Source organism: Acinetobacter sp. YH12039 (genome assembly GCF_013420015.1).
Classification (GTDB): domain Bacteria; phylum Pseudomonadota; class Gammaproteobacteria; order Pseudomonadales; family Moraxellaceae; genus Acinetobacter; species Acinetobacter amyesii.
On the sequence record NZ_VOZA01000020.1, the window covers coordinates 25,180 to 48,589 of the forward strand.

Here is a 23,410-nt window from a genome sequence, read left to right on the forward strand (position 1 = left end):
ATTGTTGTATTTATAATCAAACACAAGCAAGTTTATGATTTTTTACTTGCGCTTGAAGCAGATCTTGCTACAATACGCACCATCAAGCGAAATGGGTCGTTAGCTCAGTTGGTAGAGCAGTAGACTTTTAATCTATTGGTCCCGCGTTCGAGTCGCGGACGACCCACCATTTCCTTCGATACCACAAGATGGGTCGTTAGCTCAGTTGGTAGAGCAGTAGACTTTTAATCTATTGGTCCCGCGTTCGAGTCGCGGACGACCCACCATCTTTCTAAAATGCCAGTTTTAGATTACAATCTTGTGCATACCCCCTAAGGGTCGTTAGCTCAGTTGGTAGAGCAGTAGACTTTTAATCTATTGGTCCCGCGTTCGAGTCGCGGACGACCCACCATTCTTTCTTAGGGCTTCTTTCTTTCGGCAGTTGAAGAAAAAGAAACCTGCAGGTTCCGACCAAGACAAACCATCACCATTATTGGTTTTGATTCGCCATTCTCGAAATTTTGCTATAGCGATGTTGCGAAGTATCATTCTTGTCTTGCTAGATGAAGTATTTGACCTGAAAAATTTTAGATAACAAATATTCCCTAGTACTCAAAACTACGCGCTTCGTTTATCTTGCTAAAATTTTAAAATGTTATTTTAAAATTTTCTCAGGGTTGTTAGCTCAGTTGGTAGAGCAGTAGACTCTTAATCTATTGGTCGTGGGTTCGAACCCCACACAACCCACCAATTCTATTTAGTCTTTACTATGTCGTATTAATAATTCAATTTTTTATAAGCCAATAGCATTCGATCCACCAAGAACTACGAATTTCACGCCGACGCTCAAACTCAATTTATAATTTTATTTATTTTATCCGCAGCATTTAATTTGGGTCTTTCACCAAGGTATAGGCATGTTGAGGCTGAGGATAACCCTTGGAAAATAATTCCTGATTTCGGTCGACTTCACCTTGACGAATTTTGTCCAAATCCATAATGATTTTATTTTCATTAATCACGTGATAATAAAAATTCACGCCTTCTTTTCGATGAACCACCAGCTCGGTATGTGCTTCATTGACACTCCACGTATCCTTACGGTATTTCACATTAATGCCTGGCGTATTGGTTTTTTCAGCAAACACTTTACCAATTTGAATAATACTGCGGTGTACCGTGCCATCTGGTAATAAGTTAAGAATGAACTCCGCATCGCCTTCTGGGCATGGAATAAAACTGTCATCGCATTTTACTTTGGCATGAAAACGTCCAATAAAAATTTTGGCATGCTCAGGAACAGGAGCTGACTTTATTTCATCGTCATTCGGTAATGTCGCCTGCCCTGCCACTTGGGTTAATTTTTTTCCATGATCTTGCTTCGCTTGAACTTCCGATGCGACAGTTGATGCTGAACTTTCACCCTTATCCGCTGCGGGTTGAGGCGTTGGACTACAACCAATAAAAGAGAGGCTGAACACTCCTGCAAACACTGAAAGATATGCAAATTTCATCAAAAAAGGTGAAGCCGATGTTTTCATATAATGTGCCAAGACCAATCATTCATTGGTTTTTTCAGTTCTTGCTGACTTAATATTGTAATCAAATAATCAACGCTGTATACATATATTTGCGATATATGTTAATCATATCTCATTGTTATCGTTGATATTTAATTAATACTCAAGCTATTTTAAAGGCAAACTAATCAAACCAATTCTTCAAATTACATAACTTTACTTAATTTTTTTTCTGCACCCTTTAAATCGCAAAGCTTGTCACCATTTCTATAATATGAATTTGGAAATATTCAAATTTATTCTTTTTTGAAGGAGACCTGAATGGCCAATGTTGGTTTATATCGCTCAAACCGCTCTAACATGATTGCTGGTGTGATGGGGGGTATTGCTGAACGTTTTGGTTGGAACGCAAATTTACTGCGTATTATTTTTATCTTTGTATCATGCTTAAGCGCAGCCTTTCCCGGTATTTTGGTGTACTTGGTTTTATGGTTAGTCATGCCTAAAGCACAAGATAACTTTTTCCGTACCAATGGCTATTCAGATCCAATCCGTACTGTGAATGATGACAGACGTTAAAATCCCTTGACCCAGTTTGGTCGCTACGGTTTCTCCCCCAAGATTCCGTAGCTTTTTTTTGCCTACATTTTGGCAAAACCATATTTAAGTCTGATGAATTTAAATCAAAGTTTAAGGCTTAAGATTTTGTTTGCTGATTTAACTGTTGATATAACGCGGCGATCATATCAGCACGGCTAATCATTCCCACCAACCGTTTTTGCTCAACGACTGGAATATAATTAAAAGATCTTTCCACAAAATACGGCACCAAATCTTCAATCGGTTGATCTGGCTGCACGGTCACCACTTTGGGATTCATAATTTGATAAACGTGATTTTCCCAACTGGCTTTGGGGTCTGCGGCACGTTTAAACCATTCCACTACATCATATAAAGCCAAATTTCCCACCAAGCGATCCAAATCACTCACCACTGGCAAACTCATCAAATTGACTTGTTTAAACTTTTCCAATGCTGACTGAATATCATCTTCTGCACGCAAGCTAATCACTTGCTGGCTCATGAGATCACGACAATGAAACTGGCTTAGACCACGACGACTAGCTAACTGCTGTGCTTCTAAAATGATTTTTTGTAGGTCGTATTCACTGATATCGAGTAACTGACTTTGCTGTTCTAAGACTTGCTGAATATCCGCAGGTTGAATCGACACTTTTTGTGTCGGTGTTGGATCTGTCGTCCGTGTATTAACTTGTGATTTTTGTGGATACTGCTTACCTAGTAATCGGTTATAAATAATAGCAACCACCATCAAGAGGACCGAATTTAAAAGGACTGGATAAAAAAGAAAGGCGTAGCCTAAATCATGGACAGCCTCGCCGCCCAATACCGCGGTAATCGCCACTGCCCCACTCGGTGGATGCAATGAGTCCGTGGTCATCATTAAGATAATCGCTAATGCAACTGCGATACTAAAAGCTTCGGTTAAATTAGGAATATACATCGCACAAGTCACGCCAATCAAAGCCGCAAGACTATTACCGACCACCATATTCCACGGCTGTGCCAAAGGACTAGCAGGTACAGCAAAGAGCAGCACAGACGATGCGCCCATCGGGGCGATATACCATGCATTTAAGTCACCTAGCGCTAACCAACTAATCAGCGAAGAAATACTCAAGCCAAGCAAAGCACCTACCCCACATAGGATGCGATCTTTTAATGGTAAAACTTTAAAGTTGGGTTTAAGCGTATTAAGCCAAGCTGATTTTGCGTGAAACACGAGATGCCTTGTTTGTTGTTTTGCGAGATGTGGCAATTATAAAGCCATGCAAGCAATAAGATGTATTCAACTTACATCTTTATCTTATAAATTTTACTTTTGATTCTTTTGAATGATGAATACGCCGCTTACTTGCGTAGTTTTATCCCAAGAAATGAGCCTAAAAGGCTCATTATATATTACTGATAATTAAAATAAAAAATCTATCAGCGCTCACATCTGCACTCACTAAAATAAAGGAACATTTAGGCGGTCAGCTTATTTATCTTGATCAATTAAATCTTCACTGCCATAAATAATTTTCTGAGCTGTTTCATCATACACAATAGGAAACCATTCATAATAAGCCGAAGGGATTCGTTCAACTCGAATACGTCCAATCACATAATTATGCCCACCCAATAAATCAACTGTGAATCGAGCTGGACGAGCGATAACTAGCTGTGAATTATGATCAATGACGAGCTTAGTTTTCCCTTGTTCTACCGCGGTGGTAAACCGTCCATGAATAGGTGAGTCAAAAGCCATTCCTCGTGTGACTTTTCGCGTCCCCTGCTGACCATTGACCTCTAGCAAAAGACCTTCGCTCATTTGATACTTTGAACTGACCATGAGCTGCTGTTTAATCACCTTCTTACATTCAGCGTTGCAAGAATTTGTAATAGTCGCAATTTTTGAAGCTTGAAGTGATGAATCTGAATACAAAGCTACAGGCGTCGTACTACAGGCAGATAGCACCATACTTATCACAATAAAAGACTTCTTAAACATTGTTATCGCTCATCATTAAATTTATTCATCCACTTTATGCCACAAGTAACTTCGTTTTTATTCTGTACAATAGGAAAATATAAAATTCTGCACATCATTAAAACATCAAAGCTTGGTTCAAGATTGATTAACCCTTTGCCACTCCCCCCTAAAATCCTTATAATTGAGCACAATTTTTCTCTAATTTTAAGTGGATGACCATGAGTCGCGCCATATCGCATATTGATACCTTCCAAGGCTTAATTCTTGCCTTACAAAACTACTGGGCGGAGCAAGGCTGCGTCGTTTTGCAACCTTACGACATGGAAATGGGCGCAGGGACATTCCATACTGCGACTTTCCTTCGTGCGCTTGGTCCTGAAACTTGGAACGCAGCTTACGTTCAACCGTCACGTCGTCCTAAAGATGGCCGTTATGGTGAAAACCCAAACCGTTTGCAACACTACTACCAATTCCAAGTGGTGCTTAAGCCAAACCCAGACAACATCCAACAGCTTTATTTAGATTCTTTAAAAGCCATTGGTATTGATCCTTTAGTTCACGACATTCGTTTCGTAGAAGACAACTGGGAATCTCCAACGCTTGGCGCTTGGGGCTTAGGTTGGGAAGTTTGGTTAAATGGTATGGAAGTGACTCAGTTCACCTACTTCCAACAAGTCGGTGGTGTTGAATGCTACCCTGTGACTGGCGAAATCACCTATGGTCTTGAACGTCTTGCGATGTACTTGCAAGGTGTAGATTCAGTGTATGACTTGGTTTGGACCAAAGGTCAATTCGGTACAGTAACGTACGGTGACGTGTTCCATCAAAACGAAGTTGAACAATCAACTTATAACTTCGAATATGCCAACGTTGAAAAAATGTTTGAGCTATTCGACTTCTATGAAGCTGAAGCCAACCGCTTAATGGAAGCAAAACTTCCACTTCCTGCTTATGAACAAGTGATTAAAGCATCACACAGCTTTAACTTGCTTGATGCGCGTGGTGCCATTTCGGTGACTGAACGTCAACGTTACATTTTACGTGTACGAACTTTGGCGCGCTCAATTGCACAAAGCTATGTGGCAGCACGTGCGGAACTTGGTTTCCCAATGGCTGAACCACACTTACGTGACGAAGTACTTGCGCAACTCAAAGCACAAGTTGAAGCCGAAGCAGCTCAAGCGGAGAAAAAATAATGTCTAAACATACCGTATTGTTCGAATTAGGTTGTGAAGAACTTCCGCCAAAAAGCTTAAAAAAATTACGTGATGCACTTCAAGCTGAAACCGTAAAAGGATTAAAAGATGCCGGTCTTGCATTCGATTCTATCGAAGCGTATGCAGCACCACGTCGCCTTGCACTTAAAATCGTAAACGTTGATGGTGCTCAAGCCGATACACAAAAACGTTTTGACGGCCCTGCTGTTCAAGCCGCTTATGATGCTGAAGGTAAACCAACACGTGCCCTTGAAGGCTTTATGCGTGGTCAAGGCATCACGGTTGATCAAGTGTCAACATTCCAAGCAGGTAAAGTTGAAAAAGTTTGCTACTTAAAAGATGTCAAAGGTCAAAGCCTAGACGTACTTTTACCGCAAATATTACAAGCGGCTTTAGACAACCTTCCAATCGCAAAACGTATGCGTTCTGCAGCAAGCCGTACTGAATTCGTACGTCCTGTAAAATGGGTGGTGTTGCTTAAAGACAACGATGTCATTGATGCCACAATTCAAGATCACAAAGCAGGTAACGTAACATTCGGTCACCGTTTCCATGCACCTGAAGCGATTACTTTGGCTCATGCTGATGAATATCTTGCGAAGTTAAAAGCTGCTCACGTTGTTGCGTCTTTTGAAGAGCGTCAAGCGATTATCGATCAACAAGTGAAAGCATTGGCTGATGAAGTGAATGCGATTGCAATTGTGCCTGCAGATCTTCGTGACGAAGTAACTGCTCTTGTTGAATGGCCTGTTGCACTTCGTGCTAGCTTTGAAGAACGCTTCCTTGCGGTTCCTCAAGAAGCATTGATTACCACCATGCAGGACAACCAAAAATACTTCTGCTTGGTAAATGCGGACAATAAACTTCAACCATACTTCATTACCATTTCAAATATTGAGTCTAAAGACCCGACTCAAATTATTGAAGGTAACGAAAAAGTGGTTCGTCCACGTTTGTCCGACGCTGAATTCTTCTTCTTACAAGATCAAAAGCAACCGCTTGCATCTCGCCAAACTAAATTGGCAAACATGGTGTTCCAAGCAGAATTGGGTACACTTTGGGATAAATCTCAACGTATTGCGAAATTGGCTGTTGAGCTTGCGAAAATCACAGGTGCAAACCCTGCTGACGCGGAAAAAGCTGCCCTTCTTGCAAAATGCGACTTAACCTCTGAGCTTGTGGGTGAATTCCCTGAACTTCAAGGTATTGCGGGTACTTACTACGCACGCATTGAAGGCGAAAATGATGAAGTTGCTGAAGCACTCGGTGAGCAATACTTACCTAAATTTGCTGGTGACGTTTTACCAAAAACTAAAACAGGTACTACGGTTGCCCTTGCTGACCGTTTAGATACATTGACGGGTATTTTCGGTATTGGTCAAGCGCCTACAGGTTCGAAAGACCCGTTTGCACTACGTCGTTCTGCAATTGGTATTTTGCGTCTTGTGACTGAAAACGAGCTTGATGTATCCATTGAAGATTTGATCAAACTTGCACTTGCTGCGTATGGCGATGTCTTGAAAGACCACGCTAAGACTTTAAATGATGCTGTTGCATTCCTTGAAGGTCGTTACCGTGCGAAATACGAAGACCAAGGCGTGTCCGTAGACGTGATTCAAGCCGTTCAAGCGTTGTCACCAAAATCTCCGCTTGATTTTGACAAACGTGTAAATGCAGTCAATCACTTCCGTGATTTACCTGAAGCTGCTGCACTTGCTGCTGCCAACAAACGTGTTGCCAACATTCTTGCCAAAGAAGCTGCGCCTGAAGGTGCTGTGGTTGAAGCAAACTTGGTTGAAGATGCTGAAAAAGCATTATTCGCTGAACTTGCGAAAATCACACCTGTGGTTGAGCCGTTATTTGCTGCCAAAGACTATACTGCTGCGCTTTCTGCACTTGCTGCACTTCGTGCGCCTGTTGATGCATTCTTTGAAGGTGTGATGGTGATGGCAGATGATGCAGACCTGAAAGCAAACCGTTTACGTATGCTTGCACAGTTGCGTGGCTTATTTACAGCAGTTGCGGATATTTCAGTGTTACAGCACTAATATGACAATCTATAGCGATTCTCCAATTGCTCTAGCAATTTTCGAGCTCTTCTCAGAGCTCGAAAATTGGATCCTAGAAAACCATTCTGATTTACCTCATGGTGCAGTCAAAGCATTTATTTTTGGTGGATGTGCTTTTCATATTCACACTAATGCTCGAGGTAGTAATGATATTGATGCACACATAGAAGCTATCAAAGAGTTAAAGAAAGATGAAATTTATTTATTCCTAGAAGGAAATGATATCGAATATTTAGATAACCATAATCTTGAAACCAATTTAGAATTTGACCGCGGATTCAATACTAGCTTAGCTTCTATTGATCCTGACTACGATGAACGTATAATTCCTCTCGTAACAGAACATGTGGTTGAGGTTTACTTAGTTTCTGGTCTAGACCTAGCCGTTTCCAAGTTAGCTCGTCTATCTGATCGCGATATAGAAGATATTAAAGAGCTATTTCTTAGAAATAAATTCACTCTTGAAGAATTTGAAAAATCAGCGAATAATGCTATGGATTACTATGCAACTCCGCAACAGTTAGAATCCAACATCAGATACATGATTTCGATCTTGTCAGAACTCAGAGATTAATTGTATGGATCAAGTAGAATTTGAAAATGCTTTGAAAAAACTATTAAAGCAGCCCCTAACCTCTGCCACATTTGAGGAGGTTCGACCTGTGGCTGAAGCATTACTGTATTCAGAATTTCTACCGTCCGTTACATTACATCTAAATAGACTAGAGAAACGCCGTCTTGTTTTCTTACTAGAAAAATTTAGACGCTATTCTTGTTCCAGCGTATCTAGAAGACAACAACTCAAATCCTTTTCACAATCAATGAATGTTCAGCATACTTATAGAGTTCATGATGTCAGAACATTAGTTGATCCTTTAGCTAAAAAATATGGATTAAATGAGGATTTAAATCATCTAAAACCCCAATTGCTCAGCTTACAAACACGACATTATTCTCACGTTTAAATAAATCAATCAAAACCCTTTAAATAAAAATTACTCACTTAAGATTTGAAAATACAAAAACCTTTAGAGCAGTAAGCACAAAACAAGCTCAATATAAAAACAAAGAACCTCTCTCCGTCATCGAATACATCATGATTGCTATGCTCCCGCCAATCATAGCTGAATTTTTAATATTTTCAGGAGCTGAGCGCAACTTTTGATTTTATTTTTCTACCTATACAATCATCATTCTGGCATTACTATACATCCAATATAAAAAACAAAATCAGATAGATCTACCGATCCGTAAAATCGAATAGCATGAATATCTTAGACTAGAACCTTAAGCCTATAGCCAATAATTCACCAATTCCCTATACTCAAAGACAACAACACTCAACAAGAATGAAACTTATGAAATTGAAAGCATTCCTTTTGACTGGTCTTGCGGGTCTAACACTTTCTGCATGTACATCTGCACCAACGATTCCACAACTTGAAACTGGTGTATTACAAGAAGTTCAAAACATTGATGTCTACCCAGATACCACGGATAACAAAGCAAAACTGACTAAATTTGTAGATAAATGCGTGATTGAATTTACAGGCAATTTAGAAGAAGCAAAATCGGTTGAACAATGGTCATTTAAAGGCTTAACCCTAATTTCAGGTGGTACAGCAACCTTTGCTAAAGATGGTACAAGTTCAGCGCACAATTTTGATTTAAATGCGGCGGATGTACAGAAAAACTTCCTTGCATTACGCGGTCATTTTGCAAAAGATGCGCTTACACAATGTGAATAAATAATAAAAACCATATCTCCAAAATGGAGGTATGGTTTCATTTTTCCTTGAATCTTGAACTATAATCCGTTCAAACCCATTATTTTTTATGATGAAAATCGTAACTAGAACCACACCACAGCAACGCGCAAATCACATATAAGCCACTGTATTTTCATAAAATTACAATACTACGTTAACTTAACTAAGTTTCCACATTTCAAACTTCCGCGTATCTGAGCTGTTATCGCATTGTGTGACTTATCGCACAAAACCACTTTTTGCTTTTTTTTTACTCTTAAGATGTCCTCTGCTCCAAAAGCGCAAATGCTGAGTGCAACAGCAGCGTTCAATAAAAGAGGACAATTGCAAAGATGAAACCTTTATTTAAAACAACACTGATCACCGCAGCATTATTCGCAAGCACCCCACTATTTGCGAACACCGCAGTAGAAGCCAATGCGAAAGTTGAAACACAGCAACCGTCTGTACTGCAAAATCTAAAACAAGACATTAATCAGTCTGCGCATACAGCCGGTGACAAAATTGAAAAAGGCGTCGATAAGACCAAAACATTCACCCAAGAAAAGTGGCAAGACACCAAAGAATTCAGTGCTGACAAAAAGCAAGATGCAAAAAATAAATGGGCTGACCTAAAACAGTCTAAAGATGAAAAGTCAGATGCAGCGAAAGCCAAGATCGATGCCAAGGCTGAGCAAAATAAAGCTAAGCTTGATGAGCGCAAAGCACAGCTCGATGAAAAAGCTGCAAAAGACAAAGCAAAACTCGATGAACGTAAAAGCAATGTCGACAACAAAGTTGATCAAACCAAGAGTTATTTAGGTGAAAAAGCTCAGGAAGGTCGCCAATTTGCCAGTGAAAAATGGCAACAAACCAAAGCGAATTTCCAAAAAGGTCAAGAAGCCAATGTGAGTGGCAGTAGCAATGTACAGTTGCAAACGCCTGTCGCACAAGCTGAAGTCCATAGCTCACATGAAGCCAGCTTAGGCGCTCACAAATAAGTAAACTGGCTTTCATACCCTCTCCTCCAGAGAGTAGGCTCACCCTTCAGTGGGCCTTTTTTTTACCCTAGGCAAAATACAAACGTGTACAAAGCTGTCATTTGCTGTATTGATTTTGCTACGGCAGGTTTTTTTCGCTGCAATTTTTCCTATAATGCGTTAAAACCGTTCATCAGATAGAAAATCTATAAAATTCAGAGGTGAAGCTGTGAAAATTTCATTAAAAGCAACGTTATGCCTAAGCTTAATATTCACGACACCCATGCTTTGGGCACAAGAAAACACAGCAGCGCAAAGTACTGAGCAACAAGCGAAAAAACCTGTGAGCCCTTATGGCGATAATCCAAATTTATTGCATGTGTGGGCCTATAAAGCCCAAGAAGGCGTGGTCGGTGCTGCTAAAAATATTGGTGAAATGACTGAACGTGGAATTTCTAAAATTAAGCCTTCGGTTGACCAAGCTTGGGACAATACGAAAACTGCTACTCAAAATACAGTGCAACAGGTTGATCAGGGCGCACAGCAAGCCACTCAAAACATCAATGAAAAATTGAAACAAACCCGTGAAAATATTACAGGTAAAACTAGCCAACCTGCGCCCATTAGCCAACAGTCGTTGAGTGAACCGTCTTCAGGCAATACGATCAATACGGCTCCAAACAACAATGCGGGGCAAAATAACAATCAATATCCACAAAGTAGTTATCCATCGAGTTCGACCTCTACGACCTATCCAGTGACTGATTTATAATTTAACAGCACATTTATAAGCTCAACTTTGGTTGGGCTTTTTTAAAACCAAAATTGAATGCTTTTGGTCTTTGGCCTATGCCTATAAAAACAATGAATTAATGAGAAAAAAATGCGAATTTTATTTGGTATCTTACTTGGTATTCTGCTCTGTGTTGGCTCTGTGATTGGCTTACAACGTTTTCCACAATTGTTGAAAAGTTATCCACAGTTGCAGACTATTTTCCCCCAATTGTACGATTCATACCAATATAACCATGATGCCGAAGGTAAATTATTACAAACCTTAGAAATGCTAGATGACGAAGAATACAAATCGACTGAAGGCAATGAAGCAACACTGTATCAACTCGATGGTCAATGCAAAATTAATCTTTATGTTTTTGGTGAATCCAATCAATCCCTAACAAGTTTCTATTTTCACAATGATCAGATTTTACGTGCCTATGAGACAAATTTGATCTACCCAAATGGTGGCTTTAATCCTGTACCCAATACCAAAGAGCCTTTTAAACTCGAAAAAAGTTATTTACGAATCATGATGCCAAACAGTATCAAGACTGAACTTGAATTTGAGCAAATCAAAAATCATTTCAATGCTAAATTTTTGAAAAAATGCTGAAATTTAACTATTAAATTAAACATTAATGCATTAAGCAGTAGGCTTGAGATATCGCCTACGTACAAACGATGCTGTACAGATTTGAATAAGCATCAACAGGCAAAATGGATAGTCAACCCAGACTGATAAATGCTCAATATGAGCAACCTCTCCAAAGACAGAAAAATAGACCTGCCCCACAATAATAGGCACCACAACAAGCCATAGACCCCAATACCAATAGCGATTTAAAAAATCAATAAGCGCCAAGACGAAATGCGCAATAAAAAATACCGAAACTAGCGCTACTTGTAAGGTCGGCATGAATTTATGAACTTCAAAATCAGGATTCTGGAATAAATGATTTTCACTGATATTTAGTACATAACTGTACCATGCCCAAGTAATGCATGCGGTAAAGAGAATCAGCATGCAAAATAATCTTAAACTTTTTTTATTGGCAAGATCGACCTGCATAGACATCCCTATTTATATGGAGCATTGTTCAAAAATAATGTTCCTTAAACTCGATTTTAATTCACCTGTCGAATGACCATCCCCGCTTTAAAGGCTTCTACATTTTCCACCAATTGCTGCACAATGCGTTGTCGCGCATCGACGCTTCCCCATGCACTATGTGGGGTAATAATTAAATTTGGAATACTTGGGTCGAGCAGCACATTACCCTGCTTGGGTGGCTCAACCGTCAAGACATCGGTTGCTGCGCCTGCAATCTTTCCTGATTTTAATGCCTCGGCTAATGCCGATTCATTAACCACACCACCTCGTGCGCAATTGATCACAAAGGCCGATGCTTTCATTTGAGCCAAGCTTTCATGATTGAGTAAATCACGAGTTTCATCAGTTAAAGGGCAATGCAAACTCAGAAAATCGACCTGCGCTAACATCTCAGAAAATACCACTCGCTCAGCCACCATAGGTCGATTCGGTAGCGCACCAATCATAATTTTCATGCCAAAAGCTTTAGCCAAATGGGCCACGGCTTGCCCCAATTCACCATAGCCGACAATTCCCAAAGTCTTACCAGCCAGCTCAATAATTGGAAAATCTAGTAAGCAGAACTGATCCGCTTTTTGCCAATCTCCCTGTTGGACCGCCCGATCATACTGTCGAAATGATGTCGCCAAGTTCAACATTAACATCAAGGTATGCTGTGCGACCGCAGCGGTGCCATAAGCTTGGCAATTACACACCACGATGCCTTGTTGCTGTGCTTGTACAAGGTCAACGTTATTGGTGCCAGTGGCAGAAATTAAGATCAGTTTTAATTGCGGATTGAGCTGCATGTACTCAGCATTGATGTGTACTTTATTGCTGATAATCACATCAGCCCCTTGTATGCGCTGGGCAACCTCTGCAGCCGCTGTTGCGGGATAGAGCATCAATTCATCAAACTGTGCTTCTAGTCCGCTAAAATCTAAGTCTTGTTTATCTAGAGACTGATAATCTAGAAATACCGCTTTCATGGCTGCTTCCCTTCTGGCCGATTATAAAGATTCGATTGTGAATGATTAAAACCTGTGATGCAGCAAAGTGCAATCGAATAGCATATAAAAAAACCCGCTATTTCGCGGGTTTATCGAGATGATGTTGCAGTGAATTTCGAATTTTGAGTATGACATAAATGGTCAGTATCGTAAGTAATAACATACTGCTGCTAAAAATCAGTATGCTTGAACTAACCCCCTGTGCATAGGCTGAACCCATGGTCAGCACTAAGATGAATAATACAGCAAGCATCTGTGTTGAATGCATACTGATACCCCTCATATTCCTTATGATGTTTTGGGCAGTATGAATGTTTTTATACTGCCTTTCTCTCATCATAATCTCTTCCTACAAATTAGCAAGCTTTGGATTTTCAACCCAATGTCGAGCTTAAATTTGTTCGGGTTGCACCACGAACTGACAAGATGCATCGGCATTTTCCACAAAGAAGATTTGACCAAATTCATCACTACTCAAACGCAGTTCTTTATAGTTCAGCGTGTAATAGCCCACATATTTCTGCATTAAAATCGGATGCATACCAGTCGCAAGCTCATCTTGAGCTAAGACCAATTTCATTACCTGACGGTCATTCATCACCACCATGTAACGCTCATCTTGGACTTGTACGTATACCAGGCCTGTGCCCTTCGGCTGTAAAGGAATCAAAAACTTATGGTTCAGCGCAATCACACCGGCTGCATAGCTTTCAATTTTTTGGCTAATCACGTTAAACACTAAACCATGATCAAACTGATCGAGTAACAGGCTACGATTTTCCTGAGGTAAAAAGGTCGTGATTCCCAACTTTTGCAGATCTTGCTCACTGACTTGTTTGTTATTAAACAATACTCGTAATAAGGTCTGTTTTTGTTTGGCATCAAAAAATTGAGGGTCAAGCTGAAACGAATTGCTTTTTAAAATTTCACCCAAGGCATCACGATGGCGTGTCAGTAAATTTTCGATGACTTTTCTATAATAAAATTTGCTGTTTTTCTTAACCCGACGCATTTTTTGATAAAAATACGGCGCATCAAAAGGATGTCTCAAGAAATCATTTAACAGTTCAGAACTCGCCAACACTGCAATGGCATCATGCCCTGTAAACGGCAGATGCAACACATGCACATGCGGAATTAAAGCCTGTAGTTTTTCAAAGTGAGCGCGATCTTCTGGGCAATAAGGATCATACACTACGATATATTCACGTGTAGTCGATACGTCTTCAGCAAGTACCCGCATATTGGCATGCAGATTGGGCTGAAAGAACATGCCATAGCGTGTATCGACAATGTCTTCTGGGTCTATGGAGTACTGCGGCACCATACTGACCACGCGCTGAAAACCAAATAAATTGGCATACTTAATGGCAGCATAGCCGCCCATGGAACCACCATAGGCAATACGCATCTCAAATTGCTCTAGGATCGGCTTGATGGCTTGATACATCGGTTGCATTGACGATGCTGGAAACCACGATTTTTGTTTCGGCATCACACCGATCACATTAAAACCATATTTTTGCAAAGACTTCTCGGCATTGATGCTCAAGCCCTTGGCGCGGGTAATCAAATCACCGAAGGAGAAAATAAGCTCACGAGAACTGCCAGGCTGAAAAATGACACGAATTTGATCATCTTCAAAAATGATGTGCTTTTCCATTGTACTTTGCTCCAGTCCTTGTTGCGTCACGCTTTTCCTTCCTTGTTGCATTCAAAGTTTATCTTGTTCCGAATATGCTATTTTATAGAGGCCATACAGATTAAAAAGTGCAGAATATGACACATTCAATACATCCTGCCGCACAACAAGGCTTTAGCTCTGCAGCTGAACTCTATCAACAAGCCCGCCCTGACTACCCGATTGAAATCAGTGCGTGGCTACAACAACATTTAGCTTTAGCCCCTCAAGCCCATCTGGTGGACTTAGGCTCAGGTACAGGCAAATTTCTCGAGTATATTCGCCCACTCAGTGAAAATATCACCGCGATCGAACCTGTGCATGAAATGCTGCAACAATTGCAGAAAAAACATCCGCATATTGCAACTTTAGCCGCCCAAAGTGATCAGATTCCACTGCATGATCATTCTGTGGCAGCGGTATTTTGTGCCCAGTCTTTTCATTGGTTTGCCACCCCTGAAACCCTCAATGAAATCAGTCGTATCTTAGTTCCCAATGGGGATCTTGTATTGATTTGGAACCAACGTGATATCCAAGTCAATTGGGTCAAACAACTCGCTGATGTCTTGAGTGAGCTCGAAGGTGACACACCACGTTATCATAGTGGGCAATGGCAAAAAGTGTTTGAGCAGCAGCAAAAATTTAAATTAATTGCCGAAACCACCTTTCAACAATTGCATCATGGTACAGTGGAACACGTGGTTTCCAAACGATTATTGTCCACCAGTTTTATTGCAGCATTAAGCCCGGATGAACAACAAAAACTGAAACAACAATTTGAAAATATCGTGGCTGAATCAACCCAAAAGACTGCACAGGATTTCATTGATTTTCCGTATATCACGCATGTCTATATCTTTAGAAAAACATATTAGGACACGATTATGCTCTTGCCAATCTCTTTAAAGAAACTCAGTGTCATCTTCCTCATGGGTACGGTGCTAGGACTCACTGCATGTGAAAAATCATCAAAAACGGTGGAACAAAATAGTGAAATCAGTTCCGATGATCAAATCATGAAAGAGCTGAATAGTGATCCTATTAAAAACTTTGCCAAGACCCCAGATGATCTACACGACTTAACGCTACTGACACAATATGACGAGAGCTTTAGTCAAATTAGCGATGAGATGGAAGATGAGCTGATGAAACTGCGTGAGGAAGGAAAACTCACCGATGAATTTGCTACACAGCGTAAGCGTGACAACATCCAGTCGGCGCTGAATATGCTCAAAGAACTCGAAATGAAAACTGAGCAAGGCCGTTATATTCAAGGCTTGATGTATCAGTACTGGGACAATCAATCACAAATTTATCGTGAGAAAAATCAAGCAGCCGATGGCGAGTTAAAAAATCCTAGTGATAGTGTCAAAGGTCTCGGTCAGTTTATTCATGCTCAAGAACAATTGGGACATTGGCAGGAACAATATCCTGAACTACAAAAAACTCGACAGCCTTAATCTTCCAACCCTGTTGCAATCTATTCACCCAAATTCAACTTGGATGAATGAGAGAGCGATACGAGCTTATTACTTAACATCAAGGGTGCAAACCTGCCCTTGATGTGATTGCTCAATCTTGATTTTCGCTATGGTCGTTCAGCATATTGTGGTAAATCACCTGCGATATCATCCCATTCTGCTTTGGATGCGACAAAGATATGACAGGTTGGTTTCTGCGTCAGAGGTGTATCTAAGGTGCCTATACGTAAGCGGTAATAATCAGGCGTTTCAGCCTTTATACTGATGATCGGCGAACCACACTCACTACAAAAACAGCGCTGTGTGGTAGCGGTAGACGCATACTGTTTCAGAAACTGCTCACCGGCTACAATTTTAAAATCTGCTTTAGCAATCGGGGCATTGGTCGCAAATGCTGTACCATTGGCTTTGCGGCACCGAGAACAATGGCATTGCATGATCTCACCGACCGGACCATTGATCTCATAACAAACCGCTCCACACAAGCAGCTTCCGGTATATTGTTCTTGTAAGCGCATAGTGGTCTTTCTTAGAAGAATTTCATCTCAAAATATCACAACTCCTCAGCAAGATTGTGACAATTTGAAGCGCTTAGCTCTGCAAAGAAACCAGATAGTTTTGAACCCCTTCACCCGCTGCTCGACCGGTTGCAAGGCATGCTGTCAGCAAATAGCCCCCAGTAGGTGCATCCCAATCCAACATTTCCCCGCAGACAAATACAAAAGGATTGCTCTTCAATTGTAAGCCATCATTTAGGACTGAACGCTTCACACCGCCCGCGCAGCTAATCGCCTCATCTATCGGGCGAAATCCATCAAGGTGAATATCTAAATGTTTAATTTTCGCTGCTAGTAAGGCCGGCTCATGCCACAAAGATTTATCCACCAGTTCACGGACCAGCGCAGCTTTCGCCGCATCTAAACCGGCTTTACGCCAAACATTGGTTAAAGACTGCTTCTTCGAAGGCTGTAGTTTCTTTGCCAATTGCTCAACACTTTGATCTGGCAATAAGTCCAAAGTCAGCTGCATGGGCTGAGCAGATTTCACCTGTTGACGCAGTGCTCGACCTTGTTTGTAGATCAATCCACTTTCCAGTCCATAGTGTGAAATGATGATATCGCCTTGGGTCGGCTCGGCTTGCTCGACCCATGCATTGACTCGCTTTAAAGGCTGTCCAAACACAGGCTGCATGAACTTCGACCAAACGCGTTCCACGCCTGCATTACTGGCCTGAAAAGCTTCAATGCTCTCAGGCTGTAGCCATTTTTGCCATGCGCCATCACTGCCTAAACGTGACCAAGACACAGCCCCACACGCCATAATAATCGCATCAAAGCCAAGCGCTTGATTTGATCCATCAACAAGGTTTTGAATCGTCAGCTGATTGGACTGTAAGTCCAAAACTTGATGTCGATAATGAAACTGCACCCCGTTGAGACTGAGACGTTTTAACCATGAACGCAGCAAAGGCGCAGCTTTCATTTCAATAGGAAAGACCCGACCAGATGAACCAATATAGGTTTCAATACCTAGCCCCATCATCCATTGTTGAATCCATGCGGCATCCCACTGCTTAACCCATGGACTCAGCCATTCCACTTGATCATAGCGCTGCACAAATTGTTCTATAGGTTCGGCATGGGAAATATTTAACCCCGTTTTACCTGCCATGAGAAATTTACGCGCCGCTGAAGGCTTTTGCTCATAAACATGTATCTCATAGTCATGCTGACTTAAGACTTCAGCCGCCATCAAGCCTGCCGGACCTGCACCAATAATTGCAATACGCTGAGTCATGCCCAATTATTCCGCAGATGCTTCGGTGGGTTGCTTGCCTTGTAGTGGCTGAAAATCATCAAAACGTGTGGTGTAATCTACAGGCTTGGTAATGATTAACTGCTGACAGAGTTCACCACGTTCAAGATATTTAATTTCAAAATGCGTGCGTGCTGAAGTCTCTGCAATGCGTTCTTTGATAAAAGGCAGCTTCCAAACATCGATTAACTGCTGCTGCGCTTCCTCAATATATTCAGGAATATTACTGGCCAAGGTAATCTGACCACCCGGCTGCAAACGCGACAATAAAAATTCAAAAAACGGCATATTTAACCAGCGCTGTGCAGGATTATGCGGTTCAGGGTTTGGATACAAAATAAAGAATTGCTGTACTTGCGCAGGATGTAAGGCATGTACTACCCAAGGCAATGCATCAGCATGAATTGGAGCTAAATTGCTTTGCCCTTCAAGTTGATGCTGCTTTTGCATTGCCACAAATTTTTCACGTGTCCGCTCAACAGCAATCAATTGAAATTCAGGGTGATTGGCTGAAAACAATAATGCATGTTTACCTTTACCAGCCCCAATTTCCACACAAATCGGCGTGGAATCAATCGGCTGAAAATCACGGGGAGCTCGCATACGCTGCGCTTGAAATTGACGAATAGGCATAAACAGATCAAACTAAACAGAACGGCATAAGTCTAACAACTGCGACTGTATTTGCCTAATTGAATCATCCGTTTTTGCTGGAGTTAAGCATGCCCACCACCATGAATTGTCCACGCTGCGGCGCATTGACGACTTGGGAAAATAATGAATATCGCCCGTTTTGCTCAGATCGTTGTAAATTGATTGATCTCGGTGCATGGGCCAATGATGAATATCGTCTGCCGACACAAGATGCACCTCAGGCCGATGGTGGCCGTGAAGAAGACCAATTCTAAGGACTCAAGTGCATAACCCTATTATTTAGGTAAATAAAACAGGAATCCGTTTGGATTCCTGTTTTGTTAATTTAAGTTTCTCAATCTAGTTGCTTAACCCGCTTTACCAGCAACGAAAGGATTATGTTGTTTTTCATAACCAATGGTACTCATTGGACCATGCCCTGAAATAAACTGCGTGTCATCCGGCAAGCTAAAACATTCACGCTGAATGGAGTCGAGTAATTGTTGATGGTTACCGCGTGGAAAATCTGTCCGGCCTATCGAGCCTTTAAATAACACATCCCCCGTCCAAAGCACGGCATATTTTGCGTTATAGAACATGACATGACCTGGTGTATGCCCCGGTGCAAAACGAACTTCAAACTCTTCTGCACCCAGCTTCAAGGTTTCGCCGCCTTCCAACCATTGGGTCACATGGACATTTTCAGGGATCGGGAAACCGTATTTCGCAGAAACCTCCTGAATCATGTCCAACCAAAACGCATCTTCTTTATGCGGGCCAATCACTGGAACATTCCAAGCTTGGGTTAATGCCCCAACCGCACCTGCATGGTCTAAATGGCCATGCGTTAACCACAAGGCTTTTACCGTTAAGCCCAAAGCCTCAACTTCCGCTTTCAGCTTTTCAGCTTCCCCACCCGCATCAATTAAAATGGCTTCTTTGGTTTCGGAATCCCAAACAATGGAACAGTTTTGTTGAAATGCCGTGACGGGAACGATTTTAACTTGCAACATAGGGCGACAACCTCAAGGCGTTAATGGGCTAATGTTTGCTTTAAGGCATCAAGATTAGCTTGAAGTAACAAATTGAGCAATGCGACATGATCATCCCGCGCGTTTAATGCAGGAATATAACCATATTCACCACCGCCTGCAGCTTGGAAAATTTCAGCATTTTGCAGCGCCAACTCTTCTAGCGTTTCCAAACAATCCGCTGAAAATGCAGGGCTCATAACCTGTACCGATTTCACGCCTTGTTTGCCCCATGCGTCCAAAGTGGCATCAGTATAAGGTTTCACCCATTCTTGCTTACCAAAGCGCGATTGGAAACTGATTTCATATTGATCTTCAGTTAAACCAAGCGCTTGCGCGACTAAATGTCCTGTTACACGGCAACGGTCAGCATAGGGATCACCCTTGTCTGCATAAGGCTGTGGAATGCCATGAAAAGACATCAATAACTTATCCGCGACCCCATGCTCCGCTTGATAATCACGCACACTTTGCGCTAAAGCTTGAATAAATAGCGGGTGCTGATAGTAATCACGAATAATGCTCAGACCCGGCAAATTACGCTGCTGTGGAATCCATTTAGCAATGGCATCGTATAAAGGTGCCGTAGATGTTGCTGAATACTGTGGAAACAACGGAAATAATAGAATGTGGTCTTGAGGCTGCTCAGCCAATTGCGCTAAAGCGGTAGAAATCCCTGGATTACCATAAGTCATGGCCGGAATCACATTCAGTTCAAATTCTGGATATTTTGCTGTGAGATGCTGTTTTACTGCGGCAACTTGCTCAAATAAAATTTCACGCATGGGCGAATCATTACCCCAAACCATGTCATAGGCATGCGCCACACGCTTTGGTCGAAATGGCAAAATGAACAAACGCAAAATCAATTGCCAAATCGGTTTTGGAATTTCAATCACCCGCTGATCTGACAAAAACTGTTGCAGAAAACGACGCACTGCGGGCACAGTTGGCGCATCAGGCGTACCTAGATTCGCCAGAATAATGGTGACTTTAGCTTTCTCGACAGGCAACATTACGCTTTTTCCATCAATTTGAATGACGCTAATGTAGCAGCTTTTTATCTATTTTATAAAACAGATTAATATACAGTTTTAAATTGGAAAACCCGATCATTATCCAACAAATTACTTTCCAGTAATTTTTGACCTTTACTGGTCACTTGCCACAACATCCGCTGACGGTCATCTCGGCCATTGGGCACAATCCAGTCATTCTGCCGCATCTGGCTTTTAATGCTGTGTAAAGCACGAATATTCACTTGTGCCCGCGCAACCGCATGTGCACGCGGCATCTCAATACGAGCATCATCCAAACCTGTTTCATTCAAAAACTCATTCATTCGTTTAGAGAAGAATTCTTCAGGGGTTGGATTAACAAAGGTTGCGCCTAAAATCGACAAGAGCTGCGCCCACGTCATTTTCTTCTGTACTTTTAATTCTTTGAAATTACCATCTTGATAAGCGTGCATGCGGTATTCAAATGAAAATAGTTCATGCATCGACACTTTTGGTAAAGATAGGAATGGATCAACTTCGCGTTTTCCAGACTCTGTTTCGAGTTGAACTAACTGGGCTTTTAAACGATCAATTTCATCATGTAAAGCTTGAGTATTCTGTGGGCGCACCCAACCTGTAACAGGATAGCGTTCTAGCATTTGTGGCATGTTCAATCGAACTGCCATTTCTAAATCACGCAAGGTTCGATAGCTAAAGACTTGATCCACTTCATTTTGCAATAGCTTACGAAAGTCTTTGAATTTTTCACGTAGCTCAGACTTTTCATCATGCAAAGAAAGATCACGTGAATTTGGATCTTCATGCATAAACACAATGACCGGCTTTTGTTTCGTCACTGCATAAATATATTCAAGGTGCATATAACCCACACCTGAAACAGACTGCTCGCCATACTGACTACCCAGTAAGATCACCACATAATCACAGTCATCAATTTGACGACGCGCAAAAGCCGTACTTAATGGTGTGCGCTGTTCCAACCCCCAAGAGAAAAAACCCATCCCTACAAGAGTCTGTGCCAATATGATCCGTTCTGGCTGCATTTCACTGCCAGATGTGGAAATGAATACTTGATAACGCTTATCGAGCATTAGAGATCCTCTTCCCGTTGCACGCTATATCCAGCACTCAAAAAAGTGGTTGCTGAAACATACAGCATGACTACCCCAAATAGATTTAAATTGTTTTATCTAAAATCGTTCAATCACAATGATTAAAATTCTAAACTTGCCGCCTGAATATTGCAGATTTTCCAAGTGATTTGATCATCTTGAATTAAGCGTGCTACCACAGGTGTTAAGTTTTCCGCATTATTTCCACTGACATAACATTCGATACGCAGTGAATCTTGGCGGTTATGCTCAAATAATAACTCATTTTTAATCAAAATTTGGGCTGTTTGTCGTGCAACCGCAAATCCTGAGTCAATTAATGTCAGCTTCTGACCAAAAATATACTGAATTGCCGATTTTAGGAAGGGGTAATGCGTACATCCAAGCACTAAATAATCTGCACCTGCATCTACAACTGGCTGTAATATCTCAGTTAATGTCTGCAGGCAAGGCTCAGTCATTTGCGCCCCCGCTTCAACAAAGGGCACCAATTCCAAAGAAGTCACTGACAAAACTTGCACCCCTGCAGGTTCAGCAAATCGCTGCATGACATCTTTGATTAATTTACCCCGAAAAGTCGCAGGCGTTGCGAGGACAGCCACAGTTTTACTTTTGGTCTGTAATACCGCGGGTTTTAAGGCTGGAACCAAGCCAATAATCGGAAAATTTTCACCGTAGTGTTCACGCAAATAATCCAAACTAAATGCCGATGCCGTATTGCATGCCACCACCGCGACTTTACACCCCTGACGGTATAACCACTCAATCGCATGTGCAGTCAGTTCACGGATGTCCTGATCTTGACGCGGTCCATAAGGGACATGTGCCGTATCTGCAAAATAAACAATCCGTTCATTCGGTAAATAACGTGCAATTTCCAACGCAACAGACAAACCACCAATACCTGAGTCAAATACCCCAATAGGCGCATCAGCAGTCGCTTTTGGCATGGGTACATTTAAGGGGTAAATGGGATGAATGGCGGTCATAGGGTCACTTTAATTTAGATTCAGAATGACAAGGTGGAAAGCTTAAACCTCAGGTGCCTAATTGCAAGTGCAAATCACCACTTTGTAACACTAAAATGGACTCCCCTTGCTCATTTTCAAGCAGCTCACCCATCTCGACTAAATGAAAAAAAGCTGCACGTTGAATTAAGGCATTTATACCAAAACGAACATGCACATAAGGACGTAGTTCACCCTGATATTCACGCATAAAAATCGGATGTTCCTGATCAACAATAATCAGGTCTTGGGTGGTTGTGGTGAATTGAATATAGTTTTTAGCGTCAATCTCAACGTGATCCACCTGATTGACAAATAAAGGCTCATCTTCCACCTGTATTTCAATTTGTTCCACAGGGGTTTTTAAATAGAATTTCCCATCTTCTTTCCAAAGCACGGTTGAGAACAGATCTATGAGCGCTTGTCGCTTGATCAATTGACCATCGTGCCACCATTCTCCATTGGCTAAAACCTTCAAATCCATTGCACCACAATGCTTTGGATGCCATTGATCTAATGGGGGGATTGACCTTTTGTGACCGGACTGTCCATCTTTTAAGTATTGTGCAATGTTCATTAAATTTCTATCATCCCTATTAATGAATTTTTTCGTCGGGTTTTCGTTCAATTGCTGCTTCATCCGCCTAATAAATACCTTAGTGACGGAAAAATAATATGATT

27 protein-coding genes and 4 tRNA genes are annotated in these 23,410 nt (G+C 41.5%); 16 read left to right on the forward strand and 15 right to left on the reverse strand.

What is annotated here, in order from left to right; all coding sequences use genetic code 11:
- The first annotated feature begins 93 nt into the window (after positions 1 to 93).
- The 4 genes from FTT98_RS09885 (at position 94) to FTT98_RS09900 (ending at position 729) form a co-directional block, all read left to right on the forward strand.
- Positions 94 to 169, forward strand: a tRNA-Lys gene (locus tag FTT98_RS09885).
- Between the two features lie 21 nt (positions 170 to 190).
- Positions 191 to 266 (forward strand) — tRNA-Lys (locus FTT98_RS09890).
- A 49-nt stretch (positions 267 to 315) separates the two neighbouring features.
- Positions 316 to 391 (forward strand) — tRNA-Lys (locus FTT98_RS09895).
- Positions 392 to 653: 262 nt separating this feature from the next.
- A tRNA-Lys gene (locus tag FTT98_RS09900) sits at positions 654 to 729 on the forward strand.
- 137 nt (positions 730 to 866) lie between these two features.
- Here the strand turns inward: FTT98_RS09900 and FTT98_RS09905 are convergent.
- Positions 867 to 1,520 (reverse strand): hypothetical protein, encoded by a 654-nt coding sequence (locus FTT98_RS09905; RefSeq protein WP_228145137.1) that lies wholly within the window; start codon positions 1,518 to 1,520, stop codon positions 867 to 869.
- A gap of 300 nt (positions 1,521 to 1,820) precedes the next feature.
- Between FTT98_RS09905 and FTT98_RS09910 the strand changes: the two genes are divergently transcribed.
- Complete coding sequence (locus tag FTT98_RS09910; protein ID WP_078189754.1) at positions 1,821 to 2,078, forward strand: PspC domain-containing protein; 258 nt, start codon at positions 1,821 to 1,823, stop codon at positions 2,076 to 2,078.
- 118 nt (positions 2,079 to 2,196) lie between these two features.
- On the opposite strand, the gene FTT98_RS09915 is transcribed toward FTT98_RS09910, so the two are convergent.
- Together FTT98_RS09915 and FTT98_RS09920 are read right to left on the reverse strand one after the other, a co-directional pair.
- Complete coding sequence (locus tag FTT98_RS09915; RefSeq protein ID WP_168377935.1) at positions 2,197 to 3,303, reverse strand: HPP family protein; 1,107 nt, start codon at positions 3,301 to 3,303, stop codon at positions 2,197 to 2,199.
- A gap of 258 nt (positions 3,304 to 3,561) precedes the next feature.
- Positions 3,562 to 4,074 (reverse strand): hypothetical protein, encoded by a 513-nt coding sequence (locus FTT98_RS09920; RefSeq protein ID WP_180041347.1) that lies wholly within the window; start codon positions 4,072 to 4,074, stop codon positions 3,562 to 3,564.
- A gap of 200 nt (positions 4,075 to 4,274) precedes the next feature.
- Between FTT98_RS09920 and glyQ the strand changes: the two genes are divergently transcribed.
- The 8 genes from glyQ (at position 4,275) to FTT98_RS09960 (ending at position 11,463) form a co-directional block, all read left to right on the forward strand.
- Positions 4,275 to 5,252 (forward strand): glycine--tRNA ligase subunit alpha, encoded by a 978-nt coding sequence (gene glyQ, locus FTT98_RS09925; RefSeq protein WP_067731637.1) that lies wholly within the window; start codon positions 4,275 to 4,277, stop codon positions 5,250 to 5,252.
- Entirely contained in the window at positions 5,252 to 7,321 is a 2,070-nt protein-coding gene (gene glyS, locus FTT98_RS09930; protein WP_180041346.1) for a glycine--tRNA ligase subunit beta, read from the forward strand. The genes glyQ and glyS overlap by 1 nt, the downstream gene beginning before the upstream one ends.
- Before the next feature lies 1 nt (position 7,322).
- Positions 7,323 to 7,916: a DUF6036 family nucleotidyltransferase gene (locus FTT98_RS09935; RefSeq protein ID WP_180041344.1), complete on the forward strand. Its 594-nt coding sequence runs from the start codon at positions 7,323 to 7,325 to the stop codon at positions 7,914 to 7,916.
- Between the two features lie 4 nt (positions 7,917 to 7,920).
- Complete coding sequence (locus FTT98_RS09940) at positions 7,921 to 8,307, forward strand: hypothetical protein (RefSeq protein ID WP_180041342.1); 387 nt, start codon at positions 7,921 to 7,923, stop codon at positions 8,305 to 8,307.
- A gap of 393 nt (positions 8,308 to 8,700) precedes the next feature.
- On the forward strand, positions 8,701 to 9,090 hold the full coding sequence (locus tag FTT98_RS09945; protein WP_078189759.1) for a hypothetical protein: 390 nt from the start codon (positions 8,701 to 8,703) through the stop codon (positions 9,088 to 9,090).
- Positions 9,091 to 9,443: 353 nt separating this feature from the next.
- The gene (locus tag FTT98_RS09950) at positions 9,444 to 10,091 is read left to right on the forward strand and encodes a hypothetical protein (RefSeq protein WP_180002919.1); all 648 of its coding nucleotides are present in this window, start codon (positions 9,444 to 9,446) and stop codon (positions 10,089 to 10,091) included.
- Between the two features lie 262 nt (positions 10,092 to 10,353).
- On the forward strand, positions 10,354 to 10,842 hold the full coding sequence (locus FTT98_RS09955; protein ID WP_180177334.1) for a hypothetical protein: 489 nt from the start codon (positions 10,354 to 10,356) through the stop codon (positions 10,840 to 10,842).
- 111 nt (positions 10,843 to 10,953) lie between these two features.
- Positions 10,954 to 11,463: a hypothetical protein gene (locus FTT98_RS09960; RefSeq protein ID WP_180041819.1), complete on the forward strand. Its 510-nt coding sequence runs from the start codon at positions 10,954 to 10,956 to the stop codon at positions 11,461 to 11,463.
- 30 nt (positions 11,464 to 11,493) lie between these two features.
- Here FTT98_RS09960 and FTT98_RS09965 read toward each other — a convergent pair whose 3' ends face one another.
- The 4 genes from FTT98_RS09965 to FTT98_RS09980 form a co-directional block, all read right to left on the reverse strand.
- Positions 11,494 to 11,874, reverse strand: coding sequence for a hypothetical protein (locus FTT98_RS09965; protein ID WP_180177332.1), 381 nt, complete (start codon positions 11,872 to 11,874; stop codon positions 11,494 to 11,496).
- A gap of 101 nt (positions 11,875 to 11,975) precedes the next feature.
- Positions 11,976 to 12,929 (reverse strand): 2-hydroxyacid dehydrogenase, encoded by a 954-nt coding sequence (locus tag FTT98_RS09970; RefSeq protein ID WP_180041823.1) that lies wholly within the window; start codon positions 12,927 to 12,929, stop codon positions 11,976 to 11,978.
- 97 nt (positions 12,930 to 13,026) lie between these two features.
- The gene (locus FTT98_RS09975) at positions 13,027 to 13,218 is read right to left on the reverse strand and encodes a hypothetical protein (RefSeq protein WP_078189765.1); all 192 of its coding nucleotides are present in this window, start codon (positions 13,216 to 13,218) and stop codon (positions 13,027 to 13,029) included.
- A 123-nt stretch (positions 13,219 to 13,341) separates the two neighbouring features.
- Positions 13,342 to 14,613, reverse strand: coding sequence for an alpha/beta fold hydrolase (locus tag FTT98_RS09980; RefSeq protein ID WP_180041846.1), 1,272 nt, complete (start codon positions 14,611 to 14,613; stop codon positions 13,342 to 13,344).
- Positions 14,614 to 14,729: 116 nt separating this feature from the next.
- On the opposite strand from FTT98_RS09980, the gene FTT98_RS09985 reads away from it, so the two are divergent.
- Together FTT98_RS09985 and FTT98_RS09990 are read left to right on the forward strand one after the other, a co-directional pair.
- The gene (locus FTT98_RS09985) at positions 14,730 to 15,506 is read left to right on the forward strand and encodes a class I SAM-dependent methyltransferase (protein ID WP_168377943.1); all 777 of its coding nucleotides are present in this window, start codon (positions 14,730 to 14,732) and stop codon (positions 15,504 to 15,506) included.
- 9 nt (positions 15,507 to 15,515) lie between these two features.
- Positions 15,516 to 16,091 (forward strand): hypothetical protein, encoded by a 576-nt coding sequence (locus FTT98_RS09990; RefSeq protein WP_168377944.1) that lies wholly within the window; start codon positions 15,516 to 15,518, stop codon positions 16,089 to 16,091.
- A gap of 128 nt (positions 16,092 to 16,219) precedes the next feature.
- Here FTT98_RS09990 and FTT98_RS09995 read toward each other — a convergent pair whose 3' ends face one another.
- The 3 genes from FTT98_RS09995 to FTT98_RS10005 form a co-directional block, all read right to left on the reverse strand.
- Positions 16,220 to 16,630 (reverse strand): GFA family protein, encoded by a 411-nt coding sequence (locus FTT98_RS09995; RefSeq protein WP_180041826.1) that lies wholly within the window; start codon positions 16,628 to 16,630, stop codon positions 16,220 to 16,222.
- A gap of 73 nt (positions 16,631 to 16,703) precedes the next feature.
- A complete protein-coding gene (locus FTT98_RS10000) occupies positions 16,704 to 17,909 on the reverse strand; it encodes a TIGR03862 family flavoprotein (protein WP_180041828.1) in 1,206 nt (401 codons plus the stop codon).
- 6 nt (positions 17,910 to 17,915) lie between these two features.
- Entirely contained in the window at positions 17,916 to 18,566 is a 651-nt protein-coding gene (locus FTT98_RS10005; RefSeq protein ID WP_180041848.1) for an SAM-dependent methyltransferase, read from the reverse strand.
- A gap of 83 nt (positions 18,567 to 18,649) precedes the next feature.
- Between FTT98_RS10005 and FTT98_RS10010 the strand changes: the two genes are divergently transcribed.
- On the forward strand, positions 18,650 to 18,835 hold the full coding sequence (locus tag FTT98_RS10010) for a DNA gyrase inhibitor YacG (RefSeq protein WP_078189771.1): 186 nt from the start codon (positions 18,650 to 18,652) through the stop codon (positions 18,833 to 18,835).
- A gap of 93 nt (positions 18,836 to 18,928) precedes the next feature.
- On the opposite strand, the gene FTT98_RS10015 is transcribed toward FTT98_RS10010, so the two are convergent.
- The 5 genes from FTT98_RS10015 to FTT98_RS10035 all read right to left on the reverse strand — a co-directional run bounded on the left by FTT98_RS10015 (position 18,929) and on the right by FTT98_RS10035 (position 23,369).
- A complete protein-coding gene (locus FTT98_RS10015; protein WP_180041830.1) occupies positions 18,929 to 19,573 on the reverse strand; it encodes an MBL fold metallo-hydrolase in 645 nt (214 codons plus the stop codon).
- 20 nt (positions 19,574 to 19,593) lie between these two features.
- Entirely contained in the window at positions 19,594 to 20,607 is a 1,014-nt protein-coding gene (hemH, locus tag FTT98_RS10020) for a ferrochelatase (RefSeq protein WP_180041832.1), read from the reverse strand.
- Between the two features lie 65 nt (positions 20,608 to 20,672).
- Entirely contained in the window at positions 20,673 to 21,701 is a 1,029-nt protein-coding gene (locus FTT98_RS10025) for a DUF4062 domain-containing protein (protein WP_180041834.1), read from the reverse strand.
- 122 nt (positions 21,702 to 21,823) lie between these two features.
- Entirely contained in the window at positions 21,824 to 22,711 is an 888-nt protein-coding gene (gene murI, locus FTT98_RS10030; RefSeq protein WP_168377950.1) for a glutamate racemase, read from the reverse strand.
- A 49-nt stretch (positions 22,712 to 22,760) separates the two neighbouring features.
- Positions 22,761 to 23,369 carry a DUF1285 domain-containing protein gene (locus FTT98_RS10035; RefSeq protein WP_168377951.1) on the reverse strand — a complete coding sequence of 203 codons (609 nt, stop codon included), beginning with the start codon at positions 23,367 to 23,369 and terminating at the stop codon, positions 22,761 to 22,763.
- Positions 23,370 to 23,410: the final 41 nt, after the last annotated feature.

What these genes read in the sequence shown, in the direction of transcription:
- FTT98_RS09905 (WP_228145137.1), bottom strand. Translation starts at nt 1,520, where the DNA reads ATGAAAACATCGGCTTCACCTTTTTTGATGAAATTTGCATATCTTTCA.
- glyS (WP_180041346.1), top strand. Translation starts at nt 5,252, where the DNA reads ATGTCTAAACATACCGTATTGTTCGAATTAGGTTGTGAAGAACTTCCG.
- FTT98_RS10000 (WP_180041828.1), bottom strand. Translation starts at nt 17,909, where the DNA reads ATGACTCAGCGTATTGCAATTATTGGTGCAGGTCCGGCAGGCTTGATG.
- FTT98_RS10010 (WP_078189771.1), top strand. Translation starts at nt 18,650, where the DNA reads ATGCCCACCACCATGAATTGTCCACGCTGCGGCGCATTGACGACTTGG.
- FTT98_RS09955 (WP_180177334.1), top strand. Translation starts at nt 10,354, where the DNA reads ATGCTTTGGGCACAAGAAAACACAGCAGCGCAAAGTACTGAGCAACAA.
- FTT98_RS09920 (WP_180041347.1), bottom strand. Translation starts at nt 4,074, where the DNA reads ATGTTTAAGAAGTCTTTTATTGTGATAAGTATGGTGCTATCTGCCTGT.
- FTT98_RS09995 (WP_180041826.1), bottom strand. Translation starts at nt 16,630, where the DNA reads ATGCGCTTACAAGAACAATATACCGGAAGCTGCTTGTGTGGAGCGGTT.
- FTT98_RS09945 (WP_078189759.1), top strand. Translation starts at nt 8,701, where the DNA reads ATGAAATTGAAAGCATTCCTTTTGACTGGTCTTGCGGGTCTAACACTT.
- FTT98_RS09970 (WP_180041823.1), bottom strand. Translation starts at nt 12,929, where the DNA reads ATGAAAGCGGTATTTCTAGATTATCAGTCTCTAGATAAACAAGACTTA.
- FTT98_RS09950 (WP_180002919.1), top strand. Translation starts at nt 9,444, where the DNA reads ATGAAACCTTTATTTAAAACAACACTGATCACCGCAGCATTATTCGCA.
- hemH (WP_180041832.1), bottom strand. Translation starts at nt 20,607, where the DNA reads ATGTTGCCTGTCGAGAAAGCTAAAGTCACCATTATTCTGGCGAATCTA.
- FTT98_RS09965 (WP_180177332.1), bottom strand. Translation starts at nt 11,874, where the DNA reads ATGCTGATTCTCTTTACCGCATGCATTACTTGGGCATGGTACAGTTAT.
- FTT98_RS09910 (WP_078189754.1), top strand. Translation starts at nt 1,821, where the DNA reads ATGGCCAATGTTGGTTTATATCGCTCAAACCGCTCTAACATGATTGCT.
- FTT98_RS09935 (WP_180041344.1), top strand. Translation starts at nt 7,323, where the DNA reads ATGACAATCTATAGCGATTCTCCAATTGCTCTAGCAATTTTCGAGCTC.
- murI (WP_168377950.1), bottom strand. Translation starts at nt 22,711, where the DNA reads ATGACCGCCATTCATCCCATTTACCCCTTAAATGTACCCATGCCAAAA.
- FTT98_RS09975 (WP_078189765.1), bottom strand. Translation starts at nt 13,218, where the DNA reads ATGCATTCAACACAGATGCTTGCTGTATTATTCATCTTAGTGCTGACC.
- FTT98_RS09960 (WP_180041819.1), top strand. Translation starts at nt 10,954, where the DNA reads ATGCGAATTTTATTTGGTATCTTACTTGGTATTCTGCTCTGTGTTGGC.
- FTT98_RS09940 (WP_180041342.1), top strand. Translation starts at nt 7,921, where the DNA reads ATGGATCAAGTAGAATTTGAAAATGCTTTGAAAAAACTATTAAAGCAG.
- FTT98_RS09980 (WP_180041846.1), bottom strand. Translation starts at nt 14,613, where the DNA reads ATGGAAAAGCACATCATTTTTGAAGATGATCAAATTCGTGTCATTTTT.
- FTT98_RS09990 (WP_168377944.1), top strand. Translation starts at nt 15,516, where the DNA reads ATGCTCTTGCCAATCTCTTTAAAGAAACTCAGTGTCATCTTCCTCATG.
- FTT98_RS09985 (WP_168377943.1), top strand. Translation starts at nt 14,730, where the DNA reads ATGACACATTCAATACATCCTGCCGCACAACAAGGCTTTAGCTCTGCA.
- FTT98_RS10035 (WP_168377951.1), bottom strand. Translation starts at nt 23,369, where the DNA reads ATGAAGCAGCAATTGAACGAAAACCCGACGAAAAAATTCATTAATAGG.
- FTT98_RS10025 (WP_180041834.1), bottom strand. Translation starts at nt 21,701, where the DNA reads ATGCTCGATAAGCGTTATCAAGTATTCATTTCCACATCTGGCAGTGAA.
- FTT98_RS10015 (WP_180041830.1), bottom strand. Translation starts at nt 19,573, where the DNA reads ATGTTGCAAGTTAAAATCGTTCCCGTCACGGCATTTCAACAAAACTGT.
- glyQ (WP_067731637.1), top strand. Translation starts at nt 4,275, where the DNA reads ATGAGTCGCGCCATATCGCATATTGATACCTTCCAAGGCTTAATTCTT.